Below are 18,015 nucleotides of genomic sequence, written 5' to 3' on the forward strand. Positions count from 1 at the left end.
ATCTTTTTGAATGAAGTAAGTGAACGGCTGTCGTTCTTTGCGGCTCTTTACCAAGTGGATGAGCATCCGCTGGCGGGAATGTGGCTGTTATACGGAACGATCGTCGTGCTTTCGGTGATTGTATTTAAACTCGGCTTTGCCAAACGGCTGCCGGTTTTGAAGGCTGCGGCAGTTTATCTCTTTCTCGTGCTCGGCTGCACCGTGCTGACTTTTTTCGGTGTGTTTCTGCCGGTCGGAGAAGGGCTTGTTGTCGCCGCCTTGATTTTGATCATTTACAAAATCCGTCTGCACCAGTCCAAAAAAAGCCAGTCAGCTAAACCGCAATAAAAAAATGACCTTGCCTTCCGGCGGGTCATTTTTTATTCGGTTTATTTTTTCAGTTTATCTTTTTTCGCTTTTTGTCCAGGATGAAAGGAAAAGTGTCCGGTATTCAGCCGCGCCTCCGTTTTGATTTTGATTCGGTCATGGCATTCCCGGCACATATATGTATGAATCGGACGATTGCGGAGGCGTTTGGCTGTCAGTGTTTCATCATCAATTTGTTCGATTTTGTCGCAAATGGAACATTTTACTCTCATTGATTTTCACCTCTTTCACTATGACAAGCATTATATCATGGATGCCCCTCCTGCCAAAGGGAAAGAAAGCAGCGCCCTTCTTTTGGAGCGGGCGCTGCTTTTTACTGGCGGTTTTTCATATGATGATCCGATTGATCGTTCTGTTCGTTCTGCAGCTTGTTCTGGTCTCTTTGGTTCAGCTGATCATCATTCGATTGAGTCGGTGATTCTTTTTCATTGTCGGTCACATCATTCGGGACTTCCGGCATGACACGACCGACGATGGCGGCAAGTTCATCCAAAATGCCTGAAACGGGGCGGCCGGCTTTAATGTCGCTGCCCATGCCTCTCAGACGGGAAACCGTATCAGGATCAGCCACGACAACGGCATTGGCGCCGTAAGGATCGTTTTTTAACGCCTGGGCGACCGTGTATTTAATGCTCTCCACTTTGCTTCTTTCTAAATTGTCATCCACATCGATTCCGACAACGGAGTATCTTCCGAGTACAACCGCGGTGGCATCTGAAATGCCGGGGATTTTTTCGGTTACCTCGACGAGATGCTTAGCGATGTCTGTCCGGCCGGGATTTTCAGCTGTCTCAGGAGCCGTATTTTTCACATGAATCGGTTTTGCATCACGCTGATCGGTTGATTCGTTCTGGATATTGCGGCCGCGGCCGTCCTGTACAGCAGTGCAGCCGGTCAGGATAAACAAGGCTTGTATGATAATGAAAAGAATTCGCACGTCAGATTCCCTCCTTGAATGCTTTCATTTATTTTATTGTTGAATTAACCTTCTATCTTTATTCACCAAATCATATATTTTAGCAGGCATCCCCGTTTTTCGCGGAAAGAGAAGCACACGATGGGCTTTGATCCTTATTTCAGGAGGCTGAGACTTGAGTAAAATTTATGTGTTAGATACGAATGTACTTTTGCAGGATCCTAACGCCATTTTTTCCTTTGAAGAAAACGAAGTTGTCATCCCCGCCGTCGTGCTGGAAGAGGTCGATTCAAAAAAGCGGTATATGGACGAGGTCGGGAGAAATGCGAGGCACGTATCTAAGCTGATAGACGAGCTCAGGGAGAAAGGAAGGCTGCACGAGAAAGTTCCGCTTGAAAGCGGAGGAACGCTCAGAATTGAACTGAACCACCGGTCATTTCATCAGCTCCAAGAAATTTTTATCGAAAAAACGAATGATAACCGCATTTTGGCGGTGGCAAAAAATTTAAGCCTTGAGGAGGAAACGAAAGAAAACGGCCGCCTCGTCATCCTGGTCAGCAAAGATGTGCTTGTCAGGGTAAAGGCGGATGCCATCGGGCTTTTGGCGGAGGATTTTTTAAACGACAGAGTCGTTGACCATGATGAAATATATAGCGGGTACAAAGATATATTTATGAATAAAGAGCGGTTTGCCTCGTTTTATAAAAACAAACAAATTTCAGTCAAGGAGCTTCAGCAGCATCAGGTTTATCCGAATCAATTTGTGCTGATGAAAGATGAATTAGGAGGATCATCGTCTGCGGTCGGCATGGCGGATAAGAAAGGCGAGACTGTAAAAAGACTCGTTTTCGATGATGAGCACGTATGGGGTATCAGGCCGAAGAACGTCCAGCAGACAATGGCGCTCGAACTTCTGCTGAGGGAAGATATCCCGCTTGTCACCCTGATCGGAAAAGCGGGAACGGGAAAAACCTTGCTTGCTCTCGCGGCAGGGCTTCTGCAGACGGAGGATCTCGGTATTTATAAAAAGCTGATCGTCGCGCGTCCCATCGTCCCGGTGGGAAAGGATATCGGATATTTGCCGGGCGAAAAAGAGGAAAAGCTCAAGCCGTGGATGCAGCCGATCTTTGATAATCTTGAATTTTTATTCAATGCGAAAAAGCCGGGTGAACTTGAAGCGATTTTGGCAGGAATCGGATCGATTCAGGTGGAGGCGCTGACATACATTCGGGGAAGAAGCATTCCGGATCAGTTTATTATTATTGATGAGGCTCAGAATCTGACGAGGCACGAGGTCAAAACGCTTTTGACAAGGGTGGGAGAGGGAAGCAAAATTGTCCTGATGGGCGATCCGGAGCAAATAGATCACCCATACTTAGACAGTTTAAACAACGGACTTGCTTATGTTGTAGAGCGGTTTAAAGGACAAACCGTCTCCGGCAGCGTGAAGCTTGTGAAAGGTGAGAGATCCGGCCTTGCACAGCTTGCCGCCGATTTGTTATAAAACTTCGATTTCTGTGACGCCCGTTATCGGTTTTTCAAAGTCTCCGTCCACGTAAAAATGGACCGGACCGCCGTCTTGAAGCGGTTTCCCCGCATCGCTGAAATGCGCGATTGCGTCCATCGCCTTTTCAAGCGGCACTTCGGTTCTTTCTGATTTTGAAATAAATGCGCACAGGACAGCGCTTTCTTTTGGCTCGGCATTTGCTAAAACAGCGCCGAGCTTCATGGCGAAGCTGCCGTTCATCAGTCTTTCTTTTTCATAACGTTTTTCACTTTTTAAAGTCGGCGGCGAAATGCGCCCTTCTCTGATCACCCGTTCAGGATCAAGCGTATGCTCCTGGGTTTCTGCAGAGCCGTCCGGATGAACAGGCTGATTGTTTTCAAACGGAAATTTGCGGTCATCGAAAATCCAGACACTCGGATCAATTGTAATCGGGTATGTAACATTGCCTTTTACTTGAATAACGCTCATGTTGAAGCCCCCCTTTACTTAAAGTATAAAAGTTTTCGCATGAATTGTCACTTTGCGTTGCAAATTAGATGTATACAACGGCAGCGAAGTGAGGATGATCGACATGGTATGCCGGCATTACCAAGAGCTGGACGCATTAGTTCAGGAAGCGAAAAAAAGAACCGAAGAAGGCAAAGTAGCAGACTATATTCCGGCTCTGGCTGAATCTGAACAAGACAGCCTTTCGGTCACGATTTATCATGCGGAAAATACATGTCTGACGGCAGGAGACGCCGACCGGACATTTACGCTGCAGAGCATTTCGAAAGTGCTTTCTCTGGCGCTCGTACTGATGGATTACGGAAAGGAAAAGGTGTTCAGCTGCGTGGGTCAGGAGCCGACCGGCGACCCGTTTAATTCCATGATTAAGCTTGAAACAGTGAATCCGGGCAAGCCTTTAAATCCGATGATTAATGCGGGAGCTCTCATCGTTACGGGTTTAATTAAAGGGCATTCGCCGAAAGACCGCCTGGATTACCTGCTCGGATTCATCAGAAGACTTGCGAACAATCAGGACATTACATATTGCAGACATGTCGCGGAATCGGAATTCAAATCTTCCATGATTAATCGGGCCATGTGTTATTACATGAAGCAGTATGACATTTTTAAAGGCGATGTTGAAGAGGTCATGGATTTGTATACAAAACAGTGCGCGATTAAGATGAGCAGTCTGGATTTAGCCAAAATCGGCTGTGTATTCGCCCTTGACGGGAAGCATCCGGAAACCGGGGAACAGGTCATTAAAAAAGATGTGGCGAGAATCTGCAAGACGTTTATGGTGACATGCGGCATGTACAATGCGAGCGGGGAATTCGCAATAAAGGTCGGCATTCCCGCTAAAAGCGGCGTTTCGGGAGGAATCATGGGCATTTCGCCGTACAACTTCGGAATCGGTATATTCGGCCCGGCGCTTGATGAAAAAGGCAACAGCATCGCGGGTGTGAAGCTTTTGGAAATCATGTCTGAGAAATACAGGCTGAGTATTTTTTGAAACATTTTTTATCATAACATCTGCTTAAATCCTCTTGCAATTTCATCTGATACCCTTTATGATAAATAGAAGAATTAGGTACTCGCCTGGGGAACGGAGGGATACTTTTGGCTTCAGAGATTATAGTTGACCATCAGCAGAAAGCATTCGAGCTGTTGAAGTTAGATGCTGAGAAGATTTTGAAGCTGATCCGAGTACAAATGGATAACTTAACGATGCCTCAATGTCCTCTGTATGAAGAGGTCTTGGATACTCAGATGTTCGGACTGTCGAGGGAAATCGATTTTGCTGTCCGCCTGGGATTAGTTGACGAAAACGACGGCAAAGAGCTGCTGGACAGACTTGAAAGAGAACTGTCTGCTTTGCATGACGCGTTTACAGGAAAATAAATGATCAAACTCAAACTATTCAACGGTTTGGGTTTTTTTATAACCGTAAACCGTTTTTTTTTCATCTTCTTTTCGTAAGACGGTCTCTTAATCTGCATTTCATCCGAAAAACTATAAAGAAACTGCGTAAATTGTTTATGAATTATAGTAAAATATAATACGCAATAGGTATTAAACGTAAGCTTTAAGCAGGAAAGAGGATGTTATGTTTAAAAGAATGTTAAAATCTTACGATTATTCATTGATATGCGCTATCATTCTGCTGTGCAGTTTCGGGTTGGTAATGGTATACAGCTCAAGCATGATTACCGCCGTTATGCGTTACGGCGTGAGCAGCGACTATTTCTTTAAACGGCAGCTGTTCGCCGTCATCGCGGGGTTTGTGCTGTTTATTATCGCCGCCGTTTTTCCGTACAAAGTGTTCGCCCATCAAAAGATTCAGAAAATCATACTGCTTGCGTCAGTGGCTGCGCTTTGCGCGCTGTTTGTTTTCGGACATGTTGCCGGAAATGCGCAAAGCTGGTTTAAAATCGGCGGAATGGCCATTCAGCCGGGGGAATTTGTCAAGCTGACCCTGATACTGTATCTTGCCGCGGTGTACGCAAAGAAACAAAGCTACATCGATCAGCTTTTGACGGGGGTTGCGCCGCCGGTGATCGTCACCGTAGTCATTTGTGCGCTTATCGCTATTCAGCCCGACTTCGGAACGGCGATGATTATCGGTCTGATCGCGTTTTGCGTCATTATGTGTTCGGGATTCAGCGGAAGGACCCTGCTCAGGCTGGTTCTCATGGCGGGAATCGTATTACTCCTTGTCAGCCCGATCATCTATCTGAAATGGGACGATATTTTGACACCCGGGCGTATGAGCCGGTTTGAAAGCCTTGAAAATCCATTTAAATACGCCAGCACATCAGGCCTGCAGATTATAAATTCGTATTATGCGATCGGCTCAGGCGGTTTTTTCGGTCTCGGTCTTGGAGAAAGCATTCAAAAATACGGTTATCTGCCTGAATCGCATACAGACTTTATTATGGCGGTTATTTCAGAGGAGCTCGGCATTTTCGGCGTCCTGTTTGTCATTGTGCTGCTGGCTTTTGTCGTGTTAAAAGGTTTTTATATTGCGAGAAAATGTGAAGATCCGTTCGGAAGCCTTTTGGCAATCGGGATATCCAGCATGATTGCGATTCAGACCTTTATCAATCTCGGCGGTGTCAGCGGTTTAATTCCGATCACAGGTGTTCCGCTGCCGTTTATCAGCTACGGAGGATCATCAATGTTTTTGTTATTAACGAGCGCCGGTATATTGGTGAATGTCAGCATGCATGTCAAGTACTCAGAAAAGAAGAAAAAGAGGGAGCCCGTTCCGTCTAAGGGGGTAAAAAGACGGCAGACGGAAAAATCTGTGTATCTCTAAAAAACAAGTGTATACACAGGGCGGATATTCCTTTATTATAAACTACATATTTATTAGGCCAAGGGGGAGAAAAGTTTGTCACAACAATCCATCCAAAAAGTGTTAGTAGCAAACAGGGGAGAAATTGCGATCCGGATTTTCCGGGCGTGCACAGAATTGAACATCAGAACGGTAGCCGTTTATTCAAAAGAAGATTCGGGCTCCTATCATCGCTATAAAGCGGATGAAGCTTATCTTGTGGGGGAAGGCAAAAAACCGATTGACGCGTATCTTGATATTGAAGGGATTATTGAGATCGCAAAAAGAAACGGCGTAGATGCCATTCATCCGGGCTACGGATTTCTCTCTGAAAATATCCAATTTGCGAGACGCTGTGAAGAAGAGGGCATCGTATTCATCGGACCGACGTCAGCGCATTTGGATATGTTCGGAGATAAGGTAAAGGCGAGGGAGCAGGCAGAAAAAGCCGGTATCCCCGTTATTCCGGGGAGTGACGGACCGGCTGAAACATTAAAAGATGTCGAACAATTCGCAAAAGTCCACGGATTTCCGTTTATTATTAAAGCATCGCTCGGAGGCGGAGGCCGCGGAATGAGAATCGTCCGAAGCGAAAGCGAATTGAAAGAATCGTTTGAGCGGGCCAAATCAGAAGCGAAAGCTGCATTCGGAAACGATGAAGTGTATGTTGAAAAACTGATCGAAAATCCTAAGCATATTGAAGTTCAGGTGATCGGAGATAAAGAAGGCAATGTCGTCCATCTGTATGAGCGGGACTGTTCCGTTCAGAGACGCCATCAAAAGGTCATTGAGGTGGCGCCGAGTGTATCTTTGCAGCCTGAATTAAGGGACGAAATCTGTGAAGCGGCTGTGGCGCTTGCGAAAAATGTCGGCTATATCAACGCGGGGACCGTGGAATTTCTCGTAGCGGGCGGTGAATTTTACTTTATTGAAGTGAACCCGCGCGTACAAGTGGAGCATACGATTACGGAAATGATAACGGGGGTTGATATCGTTCAGACGCAGATTCTCGTTGCGCAGGGCCACGGACTGCACAGCCGTGCCGTCAATATCCCAGAGCAGAAAGACATTTTTACAAACGGGTATGCGATACAATCACGTGTGACCACTGAAGATCCGCTGAATGACTTTATGCCTGACACGGGTAAAATTATGGCTTACCGCTCAGGCGGCGGCTTCGGCGTCCGCCTTGATACGGGAAACAGCTTCCAGGGCGCCGTCATCACGCCTTACTATGATTCACTGCTCGTCAAGCTGTCGACATGGGCGCTGACGTTTGAACAGGCATCAGCGAAAATGGTCCGCAACTTGCAGGAATTCAGGATCAGGGGCATTAAGACCAATATTCCGTTTCTTGAAAACGTGGCAAAGCATGAAAAATTCCTGACGGGCCAATACGACACATCGTTTATCGACACAACGCCTGAGCTGTTTGTTTTCCCAAAACAGAAGGACCGCGGAACAAAAATGCTTTCCTATATCGGCAATGTCACGGTGAACGGTTTTCCGGGAATCGGGAAAAAAGAAAAACCTGCATTTGATAAGCCTCAGACCGTTACGTTAGGTATCGGGGAAAAGCCGGCAAGCGGTACGAAACAGATCCTTGATAAAAGAGGCGCCGAGGGGCTTGCAGACTGGGTGAAAGAGCAAAAATCCGTGCTACTGACCGATACAACGTTCAGGGATGCCCATCAGTCCCTCCTCGCAACACGGATCAGATCCAATGATTTGAAAAAAATCGCGAATCCTACGGCTGCCCTGTGGCCTGAACTGTTCAGCCTTGAAATGTGGGGAGGCGCGACATTTGATGTAGCGTACCGTTTCTTAAAAGAAGACCCTTGGAAACGCCTTGAAGATCTCCGTAAGGAAGTGCCGAACACATTGTTCCAGATGCTCCTTCGTTCATCAAATGCCGTCGGTTATACAAACTATCCCGACAATGTCATCCAAAAATTTGTCCGGCAGTCAGCGGAGTCCGGTATTGACGTATTCCGGATCTTTGACAGCCTGAACTGGGTAAAAGGGATGACGCTTGCCATCGATGCCGTCCGTGAAACCGGAAAAGTGGCGGAGGCTGCGATTTGTTACACGGGAGATATTCTTGATAAGACCCGGACGAAATATGATTTGCAATATTATCTTTCTATGGCGAAAGAGCTTGAGGCGTCTGGTGCGCACATTCTCGGCATTAAAGACATGGCCGGTCTTTTGAAACCTCAAGCCGCATACGAACTTGTCTCAGCGCTGAAGGAAACGATTGATATTCCTGTTCATCTTCACACGCATGATACGAGCGGCAATGGCGTCTTTCTCTATGCCAAAGCTGTTGAAGCGGGTGTGGACATCGTGGATGTCGCCGTCAGCTCAATGGCGGGTCTGACTTCACAGCCGAGCGCAAGCGGATTTTATCATGCGCTTGAAGGAAACAGCCGCCGTCCTGAAATGGATGTCCGGCAGGTGGAAAGACTGTCACAATATTGGGAATCCGTCCGTCAGTATTACAGTGAATTTGAAAGCGGGATGAAGTCTCCGCATACTGAGATTTATAATCATGAAATGCCGGGCGGCCAGTACAGCAATCTGCAGCAGCAGGCAAAAGGAGTCGGCCTGGGCGATCGCTGGAATGAGGTGAAAGACATGTACAGCGTCGTCAACCGCATGTTCGGCGACGTTGTGAAAGTAACACCTTCTTCCAAAGTCGTCGGAGATATGGCGCTTTACATGGTGCAAAACAATTTAACAGAACAAGATGTTTATGATAAAGGCGAAACGCTTGATTTTCCGGATTCAGTCGTTGAGCTCTTTAAAGGGCAGATCGGCCAGCCGCACGGCGGATTTCCGGAAAAACTGCAAAAGCTCGTTCTGAAAGGACAGACGCCGATCACGGTAAGACCGGGTGAGCTGCTTGAACCGGTATCTTTTGAAGGCATTAAAGAAGAATGGAAAGAAACGCATCAGATGGAATTGAGCGATCAGGACGCAATCGCGTATGCTCTTTATCCGAAGGTGTTTACTGAATATGTTAAAACGGCTGAACGCTTCGGTGATATTTCCGTATTGGACACACCGACTTTCTTCTACGGCATGACACTCGGTGAAGAAATCGAAGTGGAAATCGAGCGCGGAAAAACGCTGATCGTGAAGCTTGTATCTATCGGTGAACCGCAGCCAGATGCGACACGTGTCGTTTATTTCGAATTGAACGGCCAGCCGCGCGAGGTGGTCATTAAAGATGAAAGCATTAAATCGTCCGTGCAGGAAAAATTAAAAGCAGATCGGACAAACCCAAGCCACATTGCGGCATCTATGCCGGGAACGGTCATTAAATTGTTAACGGAAACCGGGGCAAAGGTGAATAAAGGCGATCATCTGATGATTAATGAAGCGATGAAAATGGAGACGACGGTACAGGCGCCGTTCTCCGGGACGATACAGCAGATTCATGTGAAAAACGGTGAACCGATTCAGACAGGCGATTTACTGATCGAAATTGAAAAAGCGTAAAAAATGAACATAAAAAACCTGATCCGCCCCGTGTGCGATCAGGTTTTTTATATGTGAAAAGGCCGAAGCTCTGATGCTTCGGCCTTTTCGTGTGCCTCAGATGTTCCGCTGTTTTGATTCATAGCGGAAGCGGGCGATTAATAATAAGAAATAGCATAAGACGCCGAACAGACCGGCAATAAAGAGCGAATGGGCAAGTGCAAAGCCGGTGGCCATTTCTGAATAAACAACCATGATTCCGGACAGCGCCTGTAATACAACAAAGGCAAGAGCCGCTATCCAGCCCCCGAGAATCTGTTTTTGGTCTTTGTAGGAGCGCACCGCATGCGCAAAAGCGACAAGAATCCATACGAACAGAAGCAGCGCTGCCGTTCTGTGGCCCATCTGCACCCATTCCTGAAAATGGGACGGAAGCCCGTGATTCAGCCTGCTGCAAAGCGGAACGTCAGGGCAGGCAAGGCTTGATTTCGTATGGCGCACATAAGCCCCCGTATAAACGACGATATACGTGTAAATCGAAAGGCCGATCATATGAAACTGCATTTTCCTGCCGATTCTGAGCGGCTTGACGAGCTTTTTGTCTGATTTATCAGCTTCAAATATGAGCAGCGTCAAAATCAGAACAGAAGCGAAAGAAATCAGCGATATGCCGAAATGAAGCGCCATAACGAGCGCATTTGATCCGAAAACAACCGCTAATGCGCCGAGAAGCGCCTGTAAAAATAAAAAGATAATGGACATAATGGCGAGAAAGGTTGTTTCACGGAAAACAGGCGTGACTTTTCTCCATGCCCAAAAAGCCAGACTCAGCACGAGAACGATTGAGACACCGCTTGCGAGTCTGTGGCTCCATTCAATGATAGAAGCGGCGTTAAGCTCCGGGAAAAACCGGCCGTGGCAAAGCGGCCACTGCCTTCCGCATCCGAGACCCGATCCTGTTTTTGTGACAAGAGCGCCGCCGATCAGCACGACGAGCATAACGAACGTCGTCAGCACACCGAGCGCTTTCAAAGCTTTATTCATTTTACATTCACCTTCTTAACAAACTGGACAAAATGATATACGTACCAAGTGTAAGCGAATATGTGTTTTGTGGCAATTCTCAATTCTGTTTGTTCACAAAAATATAATAGAATCAGGACTTCTTAGATAATGGGGTTGATTATTCCAGATGGGTCTGATAGAAATAAAGTAACCGCTTTATTATGAAGCCGGCGGATTTGGTAAAATTCATAAAAAGTTCACAAATAAATTCCTGTTTCTCGTTTAATATTTAAGAGGATGTTTTTTTACAGGTCATTATCTTGTATGATAGAGTTGCAGGTCTTAAAAAACCTGCTTTAGGTTTGTAAGGGAGGTTTACGTTATGGCTAATTCCAGAATTTTAAACGATACAGCTATAGACGGACAGATTGAAGAGACGACGGCATGGAAGGATTTCCTTTCGCTTATCAAAATAGGAATCGTCAATTCGAATTTAATTACGACTTTTACCGGCATGTGGCTTGCGTTACATATATCCGGTCTGAGTTTTTTAGGCAATTTAAACACCGTGCTTCTTACATTAATAGGATCTTCTTTGATCATCGCCGGTTCTTGTGCGGTTAACAACTATTACGACCGTGATATTGATCATTTAATGGAACGCACGAAAGTAAGACCGACGGTAACCGGAAAGATTCAGCCGAATCAAGCGCTGTGGTCAGGAATTTTACTCATTGCTTTAGGACTTATCATGCTTTTGATGACCACCGTGATGGCAGCAGTCATCGGTTTTATCGGTGTGTTTACGTACGTTGTTCTTTATACAATGTGGACGAAACGCCGTTATACGATTAATACGGTTGTCGGAAGTGTATCAGGCGCCGTGCCGCCGTTAATCGGCTGGACAGCGGTTGAAGGGCACATCGGTGTTGTCGCGTGGGTTTTATTCATGATTTTATTCATCTGGCAGATTCCGCACTTTTTAGCGCTTGCGATTAAAAAGACGGAAGATTACAGAGCAGCGAATATTCCGATGCTTCCGGTAGTGCACGGCTTTGAAGTGACGAAAAGACAGATTATCGTCTGGGTCGCATGCCTGCTGCCGCTTCCGTTTTTCCTCGGCAGTCTCGGTCTTCCGATCGTTATTCTCGGCACTTTGCTTAATGTCGGATGGCTTGTTCTCGGACTGATGGGATTCCGCATGAAAAACATCATGAAGTGGGCAACTCTTATGTTTGTCTATTCGCTTAACTACATGACCATTTATTTTGTAGCGATGGTGGTCTTCACGCTGTTTTAATTGAATAATGAGCTTGTTTGATCGCCAAAACAAACAATGACAACTAGTAAACGCCGCCTTGACCTTTTGTTTAATCAGGCGGCTTTGCTTTTATACATAGATGGAATTTTAAGTAAAAAATCTCATATTTTAAGAAATGAGGAAATGAAGTATTTCGGCTGGAAGCAGATTTACTGCTTGTGCATCTCGTACTGATTCAAAAAAGGGGTTGGGTGAAATGTTAAAGCGTTGGCGTCTTTTATCATTATTAGCCTTAGTGCCGCTTTTATTGAGCGGCTGTGGAAAACCGTTTCTGTCCACACTCAAGCCTGCCGGCGAAGTGGCTGATAAACAATATGATCTGACGGTGCTCAGCACACTTATCATGGTTGTAGTCGTTGCGGTCGTAGCAGTTATTTTCTTTTACGTCATTGTGAGATTCAGACGGTCGCGTATAGGGGAAGACACGATACCGAAACAGGTGGAGGGGAACCGTTTTTTAGAAATCACCTGGACCGTTATTCCGATCCTGCTTTTGATTATTCTTGTCATCCCGGTTGTCATCGATACATTGGCGCTGGCGGATACGTCGCCGATGGATAAGAAAAACCGTAAAGCAGAGGATGCGCTCGTGATTAATGTAAGGGCGAATTTATACTGGTGGGAATTCGAGTATCCTGATTACGGGTTTGTGACAAGTCAGGAGCTGATCGTTCCCACAGATGAACGCGTCTATTTCAAGCTGAAGTCCTCAGATGTGAAACACTCTTTCTGGATTCCGTCAGCGGGGGGGAAAATCGATACGAATACGGATAATGACAATACTTTCTTTCTGACCTTCGATTCTAAACGCAGCAAAGAAGCGGGAGAATATTTCTTCGGGAAATGCGCAGAGCTGTGCGGGCCTTCACATGCGCTGATGGATTTCAAAGTGAAACCGCTGCCGTCAAAAGAATTTAAACAATGGACGAAAGCGATGAAAAATTATAAGCATACAACAGATTCCGGTTTAGCCGCGCAAGGAGAAGAGCTGTTTAAGGAAAAAAACTGCCTGAGCTGTCATGCGGTTGAGCCCAATGATAAACGGGCTGAAGCGGCAAGAACGGCTCCGAACCTCGCTACATTCGGTGAACGGGTCAAAGTGGCCGGCATTAAGGATGCGAATAAAGAGAATATAAAAGCCTGGCTGAAAAATCCGGACAGCATTAAACCGGGCAATAAAATGACAGGCACTTATCCGAAGCTCTCGGACACTGAAACGGATGCGCTGTATGAATATTTAAAAGGGCTGAAAGCGGAGAACAAGTGAGGACAGGGAGATATCAGGGGGGAGGTCGCAAATGATGAATACGCTTACAGGACAGCAAAGAAAAAGCTCTTTGCTTTGGGATTATTTGACGACGGTTGACCATAAGAAAATCGCGATTTTATATATGATCGCCGGGGGATTTTTCTTCGTCGTCGGCGGACTTGAGGCCATGCTTATCAGGATTCAGCTCTTGAGGCCGGGGAACGATTTTATGGGTGCTCAGCAGTTTAATGAAATTATGACGATGCACGGCACGACAATGATCTTCCTGGCGGCGATGCCGCTGTTATTCGGGCTGATGAACGCGGTTGTGCCGCTTCAGATCGGGGCGCGTGACGTATCATTCCCATTTCTGAATGCGCTCGGATTTTGGCTGTTTTTCTTCGGAGGCATCTTTTTGAATCTGAGCTGGTTTTTAGGGGGCGCTCCTGATGCAGGCTGGACGTCGTACGCGTCGCTTGCGCTGAATTCGAAAGGGCACGGCATAGACTTTTTCGTGCTCGGTCTGCAAATATCAGGCTTAGGGACGCTCATTGCGGGAATCAATTTTCTCGCCACGATTATAAATATGAGGGCGCCGGGTTTAACGTATATGAGACTGCCGCTGTTTACGTGGACGACATTTGTGGCGTCGGCACTCATTTTATTCGCATTTCCTCCGCTCACCGTCGGTTTGGCGCTGATGATGCTGGATCGTTTGTTCGGAACGAATTTCTTTAATCCTGAATTGGGCGGCAATACGATAATCTGGGAGCATCTGTTTTGGATTTTCGGGCATCCGGAAGTATACATTTTAATTCTTCCCGCCTTTGGGATTTTTTCAGAAATCATTCCCGTATTTGCGAGGAAACGTCTGTTCGGTTATTCGTCTATGGTCTTTGCGATCGTGCTGATCGGCTTTCTCGGGTTCATGGTATGGGTTCACCACATGTTTACGACGGGACTCGGACCGATCGCTAATGCGATATTTGCGGTTGCGACGATGGCGATCGCGGTGCCTACCGGCATTAAAATTTTCAACTGGCTTTTGACCATCTGGGGAGGAAACGTCAAATTCACGACGCCTATGCTGTATGCCGTCGCCTTTATTCCTTCTTTCGTACTCGGAGGAGTCACAGGTGTCATGCTGGCGGCCGCAGCGGCAGATTATCAGTTCCACGATACGTATTTTGTCGTAGCGCATTTCCACTACGTCATTATCGGCGGCGTTGTGTTCGGCATCCTGGCGGGCGTGCATTTCTGGTGGCCGAAAATGTTCGGGAAGGTGCTTCATGAAACGATGGGGAAAATTTCGTTCGTCTTATTTTTTATCGGGTTTCATCTTACCTTCTTCATTCAGCATTTTCTCGGCTTGATGGGAATGCCGCGCCGCGTTTACACATATCTGCCCGGCCAGGGGCTTGATACCGGCAACCTGATCAGTTCAATCGGCGCGTTTTTCATGGCGGGCGCGGCTGCTTTACTCGTCGTCAATATTATTTATACCTCAATAAAGGGGAAATACGTCGGGAACGACCCGTGGCTGGACGGTCGTACGCTTGAATGGGCGGTCTCTTCGCCGCCGCCGGAATATAATTTTAAACAGCTTCCGTTTGTCCGGGGACTTGACCCGCTGTGGATTGAAAAGCAGGCCGGAAATGAAGGGATGGCGCCTGCAGAGCCTGTAGAGGACATTCATATGCCGAACGGCTCCATCATGCCGTTTGTCATATCTTTCGGGCTGTTTGTGGCAGCGTTCGGGTTTTTATACCACTCCGATTATTCATGGGGGCTTCCGGTTATCTTCATAGGGCTCGGCATCACATTCTTTACCATGCTGCTTCGCTCTGTGGTCGATGATTACGGCTATCATATTCACAAAGAAGATCTGCCGAATGATGATAAAGGGGTGAAGGTGTAATGCAGCTGCAGGAAAAAATGACGGCTGAAACCTTTCCGGCTTCTCCTGAAAAAGCAACGCTGGAGGGGAAAAATAAGTTTTTGGGATTTTGGCTGTTTCTCGGCGGCGAAACGGTTCTGTTCGCCTCGCTATTTGCGACATTCCTTGCTTTACGGGAATCAAAAGCCGGAGGGCCGTCAACGGCTGAGATGTTTGAGCTGCCGATCGTGTTTATCGCGACGATGCTTCTTTTAACGAGCAGCTTAACGAGTGTGTATGCGATGTATCATATGAAAAATTTCTCCTTTAAAAAAATGCAGGTGTGGCTTCTGGTTACCGTATTATTGGGAGCGGGATTTTTAGGGGTTGAAATCTATGAATTTATGCATTACACTCACGAATTCGGCTTTACCATTACAAGCTCTGCGCTCGGCTCAGCGTTTTACACGCTCGTCGGCACACACGGAGCACACGTGGCGTTCGGGCTGTTGTGGATCAGCGCGCTCATGATCCGGAATGCGAAAAGAGGGCTCAGCCTTTATAATGCGCCGAAATATTATGTGGCCAGCTTATATTGGCATTTTATCGATGTCGTGTGGGTCTTTATCTTTACCGTTGTATATTTGATGGGGATGGTGGGATAACGATGGACGATAACAAAAACAGAGGGACTGTCAGTACGGATCTCGAATATCGGAGAAGGAAAAATGCCGAGGAGATGAAATATCAGGTCATATCCTTCGGCTTGATGATCGGCCTTACGCTTGTCGCGTTTTTGACGGTGGCTGCAGACGGCATTGCCGGATGGTTTACGATGCCGTTTCTGATCCTGCTTGCGGTCATTCAGGTCATCTTTCAGCTGTTTTACTTTATGCATATGAGCCAGAAGGGGCATGAAGCGCCGTCATTATTTCTGTATTCGGGAATATTTGTCGCGTTTATCACCGTGCTTGCATTTGTCACGATTATTTGGTGGTAATCGGGGCGGCGGGGAGTGAGAGATTTGATTAATTTGGAAATGTTCGGGTTTCGCGCAATGTGGAGCCCGTATCTGTTTTGTATAACTGCCGTGATAACAGGTGTTTACTTTTACTGGTGCAGCCGGCATAAAGGACGTGTGGCCGTTAAGGAGAAGGTGCTGTTTGTGCTTTCCGCGCTATTTTTTTACGCGGCTGCGGGAAGTCCGGTTGATTTATTGGGCCATGTGATGTTCAGCGCCCATATGGCGCAGATGGCGGTTCTGTTTTTAGTCGTACCGCCGCTGTTGATTTCCGGAATTCCCGGCTGGGCATGGAAAAAACTGATCTTCCGTCCTGTCGTAAAGCCGCTGTTTTCGTTTTTTTCAATGCCGCTTATCGCTTTAGTGCTGTTTAACGGTATTTTTTCGCTGTATCACATCCCGTTTATATTTGATTTCGTCAAAACAGATTCGCTGTATCACACGCTGATGAACGGACTCATCTTTGTAACGGCGTTTTTTATGTGGTGGCCGCTTGTGCATAAGGTGGACGGTCTGCCCCGTCTCAGCGGTTTAATGAAGCTGGGGTATATTATGGCAGACGGGATTTTGTTAACGCCGGCCTGCGCGCTCATTATGTTCAGCGGGGCGCCCATGTATGCCACGTATACAGATCCGGCGGCTTGGGCCGAAGCAATGAAGCTTTGCGTTCCTTTAGATTTGCTGGAGGAGATCCCTTTATCCGGACCGGAGATGTTTAACACGCTGCCTCCTCTGGAAGATCAGCAGCTTGGGGCAGTACTGATGAAAATCATTCAAGAGGCGGTCTACGGAATATATTTGGCTGTCATCTTTTTTCAATGGGTCAGAACGGAACGGGAAAAAGATACGCTGTCAGAGCCGCCGTATATCGAGCATACCGTCTCATAAAAAAAGTACAGCAGAATATGCTGTACTTTTTTATTACATTTGCACTGTTTTTAATGACTCTTCCAATTCAAGCAGTAAAGCTTTGCTTTCAGCGACGACACGTTCCGGAAATTCTTCAGCGCTGCCGTATTCTACGCCGTGCGGATAATAATGCTTTCCTAAAAGAGGGGCCTTCAGCTGAATCACGGCCCGGCTGCCGCCGACATCGCCCTCTTTTGCCGTTCCTTGAATCCGCAGATAAAATGTCCCCTCAGGTACTGAAAACTTTTTGTCGTAAGTCACTCTTTCATAATCCCATTGTCCAGCCAGAATGAGCCCTTTACCTTCCATCAGATCATTCAAGCGGCTGAGCTCCGCTGTTACCCCTTCAAGACCGCTGTTTTCAAACTTCAAACCTTCCCCCTCCTTTTAAAAATGCCCTTTCCTGACAATCATAGTATGAAAGCGTTACACTTTCAATGATTCATACGGTGAAAGTATGCAAAAAGAAAAATTTGACGACAATAGTAGCAGAAAAAAGGAGGAATTCCGCAATGACAAAGATCAATAAGCTCATGACGTCAGACTTGCAATATTGTACAGTATTAGATAATGTATATGAAGCTGCGGTGAAGATGAAAGACGCGGATGTCGGCGCCATTCCGATAGTGGATGAAGACGGCGCCACACTTGTCGGGATCGTGACAGACAGAGATCTCGTATTACGGGGAATTGCTTCAAAAAAGCCGAACTCTCAAAAAATAACCGACGCAATGACAGAGCGGGTTATCAGTGCAGAAGAAGACGCCTCTGTGGAGGAGGTTCTCCATTTGATGGCTGAACATCAGCTCAGAAGAATTCCCGTCACAAGGGATAAAAAACTGGTCGGCATTGTTACGCTCGGCGATCTTTCGTTGGCCGAGCAATCAAATGAGCAAGCGGGCCGGGCGCTGTCTGACATTTCTGAAGACGGAGGTCCGGAGGGGTTTATCCATTAAACATAAATCACGGACGATGCAAATAGGCTGTACTGTATAAGAGTAAACAATAACAGAACGGTTTGATGATATGGGGGTGAG

The 18,015-nt window shown here is 46.7% G+C and carries 18 protein-coding genes; 13 read left to right on the plus strand and 5 right to left on the minus strand.

Annotated elements, in window-relative coordinates; translation table 11 throughout:
* The first annotated feature begins 6 nt into the window (after positions 1 to 6).
* A complete protein-coding gene (locus ACWJJX_RS03030; protein WP_014304952.1) occupies positions 7 to 327 on the plus strand; it encodes a YlaH-like family protein in 321 nt (106 codons plus the stop codon).
* A 41-nt stretch (positions 328 to 368) separates the two neighbouring features.
* Here the strand turns inward: ACWJJX_RS03030 and ACWJJX_RS03035 are convergent, their stop codons facing one another.
* Entirely contained in the window at positions 369 to 578 is a 210-nt protein-coding gene (locus tag ACWJJX_RS03035; RefSeq protein WP_003154499.1) for a YlaI family protein, read from the minus strand.
* Positions 579 to 679: 101 nt separating this feature from the next.
* A complete protein-coding gene (locus ACWJJX_RS03040) occupies positions 680 to 1,303 on the minus strand; it encodes a YhcN/YlaJ family sporulation lipoprotein (protein ID WP_003154498.1) in 624 nt (207 codons plus the stop codon).
* A 154-nt stretch (positions 1,304 to 1,457) separates the two neighbouring features.
* On the opposite strand from ACWJJX_RS03040, the gene ACWJJX_RS03045 reads away from it, so the two are divergent.
* Positions 1,458 to 2,786 (plus strand): PhoH family protein, encoded by a 1,329-nt coding sequence (locus ACWJJX_RS03045; RefSeq protein WP_454022731.1) that lies wholly within the window; start codon positions 1,458 to 1,460, stop codon positions 2,784 to 2,786.
* On the opposite strand, the gene ACWJJX_RS03050 is transcribed toward ACWJJX_RS03045, so the two are convergent.
* A complete protein-coding gene (locus ACWJJX_RS03050) occupies positions 2,781 to 3,257 on the minus strand; it encodes a hypothetical protein (RefSeq protein WP_003154496.1) in 477 nt (158 codons plus the stop codon). The genes ACWJJX_RS03045 and ACWJJX_RS03050 overlap by 6 nt on opposite strands.
* A gap of 103 nt (positions 3,258 to 3,360) precedes the next feature.
* Here ACWJJX_RS03050 and glsA point away from each other — a divergent pair, with 103 nt between their 5' ends.
* From glsA to pyc, 4 genes are all read left to right on the plus strand, one after another.
* Complete coding sequence (glsA, locus tag ACWJJX_RS03055) at positions 3,361 to 4,290, plus strand: glutaminase A (RefSeq protein ID WP_003154495.1); 930 nt, start codon at positions 3,361 to 3,363, stop codon at positions 4,288 to 4,290.
* A gap of 107 nt (positions 4,291 to 4,397) precedes the next feature.
* Entirely contained in the window at positions 4,398 to 4,679 is a 282-nt protein-coding gene (locus ACWJJX_RS03060) for a YlaN family protein (protein ID WP_003154494.1), read from the plus strand.
* 205 nt (positions 4,680 to 4,884) lie between these two features.
* Entirely contained in the window at positions 4,885 to 6,096 is a 1,212-nt protein-coding gene (locus ACWJJX_RS03065; protein ID WP_003154492.1) for an FtsW/RodA/SpoVE family cell cycle protein, read from the plus strand.
* A 75-nt stretch (positions 6,097 to 6,171) separates the two neighbouring features.
* Positions 6,172 to 9,618 carry a pyruvate carboxylase gene (pyc, locus tag ACWJJX_RS03070; RefSeq protein WP_353574933.1) on the plus strand — a complete coding sequence of 1,149 codons (3,447 nt, stop codon included), beginning with the start codon at positions 6,172 to 6,174 and terminating at the stop codon, positions 9,616 to 9,618.
* 96 nt (positions 9,619 to 9,714) lie between these two features.
* Here the strand turns inward: pyc and ctaA are convergent, their stop codons facing one another.
* Positions 9,715 to 10,641 carry a heme A synthase CtaA gene (ctaA, locus tag ACWJJX_RS03075; protein ID WP_007611205.1) on the minus strand — a complete coding sequence of 309 codons (927 nt, stop codon included), beginning with the start codon at positions 10,639 to 10,641 and terminating at the stop codon, positions 9,715 to 9,717.
* A 343-nt stretch (positions 10,642 to 10,984) separates the two neighbouring features.
* Here ctaA and cyoE point away from each other — a divergent pair, with 343 nt between their 5' ends.
* From cyoE to ctaG, 6 genes are all read left to right on the plus strand, one after another.
* Entirely contained in the window at positions 10,985 to 11,902 is a 918-nt protein-coding gene (gene cyoE / locus ACWJJX_RS03080) for a heme o synthase (RefSeq protein ID WP_003154486.1), read from the plus strand.
* A gap of 217 nt (positions 11,903 to 12,119) precedes the next feature.
* Positions 12,120 to 13,190 carry a cytochrome c oxidase subunit II gene (gene coxB / locus ACWJJX_RS03085; protein WP_070081779.1) on the plus strand — a complete coding sequence of 357 codons (1,071 nt, stop codon included), beginning with the start codon at positions 12,120 to 12,122 and terminating at the stop codon, positions 13,188 to 13,190.
* 31 nt (positions 13,191 to 13,221) lie between these two features.
* Positions 13,222 to 15,090 carry a cytochrome c oxidase subunit I gene (ctaD, locus tag ACWJJX_RS03090; RefSeq protein ID WP_454022732.1) on the plus strand — a complete coding sequence of 623 codons (1,869 nt, stop codon included), beginning with the start codon at positions 13,222 to 13,224 and terminating at the stop codon, positions 15,088 to 15,090.
* Complete coding sequence (ctaE, locus tag ACWJJX_RS03095) at positions 15,090 to 15,713, plus strand: cytochrome c oxidase subunit III (RefSeq protein ID WP_003154482.1); 624 nt, start codon at positions 15,090 to 15,092, stop codon at positions 15,711 to 15,713. Before ctaD ends, ctaE begins: the two co-directional genes overlap by 1 nt.
* Before the next feature lie 2 nt (positions 15,714 to 15,715).
* Positions 15,716 to 16,048 (plus strand): cytochrome c oxidase subunit IVB, encoded by a 333-nt coding sequence (ctaF, locus tag ACWJJX_RS03100; protein WP_015388278.1) that lies wholly within the window; start codon positions 15,716 to 15,718, stop codon positions 16,046 to 16,048.
* Positions 16,049 to 16,072: 24 nt separating this feature from the next.
* Positions 16,073 to 16,957, plus strand: a complete 885-nt coding sequence (gene ctaG, locus ACWJJX_RS03105) for a cytochrome c oxidase assembly factor CtaG (RefSeq protein ID WP_003154480.1) — start codon at positions 16,073 to 16,075, stop codon at positions 16,955 to 16,957.
* A 33-nt stretch (positions 16,958 to 16,990) separates the two neighbouring features.
* Here the strand turns inward: ctaG and ACWJJX_RS03110 are convergent, their stop codons facing one another.
* Positions 16,991 to 17,350 (minus strand): YugN family protein, encoded by a 360-nt coding sequence (locus ACWJJX_RS03110; protein WP_454022733.1) that lies wholly within the window; start codon positions 17,348 to 17,350, stop codon positions 16,991 to 16,993.
* 140 nt (positions 17,351 to 17,490) lie between these two features.
* Here ACWJJX_RS03110 and ACWJJX_RS03115 point away from each other — a divergent pair, with 140 nt between their 5' ends.
* Positions 17,491 to 17,934, plus strand: a complete 444-nt coding sequence (locus tag ACWJJX_RS03115) for a CBS domain-containing protein (protein ID WP_003154478.1) — start codon at positions 17,491 to 17,493, stop codon at positions 17,932 to 17,934.
* Positions 17,935 to 18,015 lie beyond the last annotated feature (81 nt).

It is taken from the genome of Bacillus sp. YH3-2-B2, from assembly GCF_053663335.1.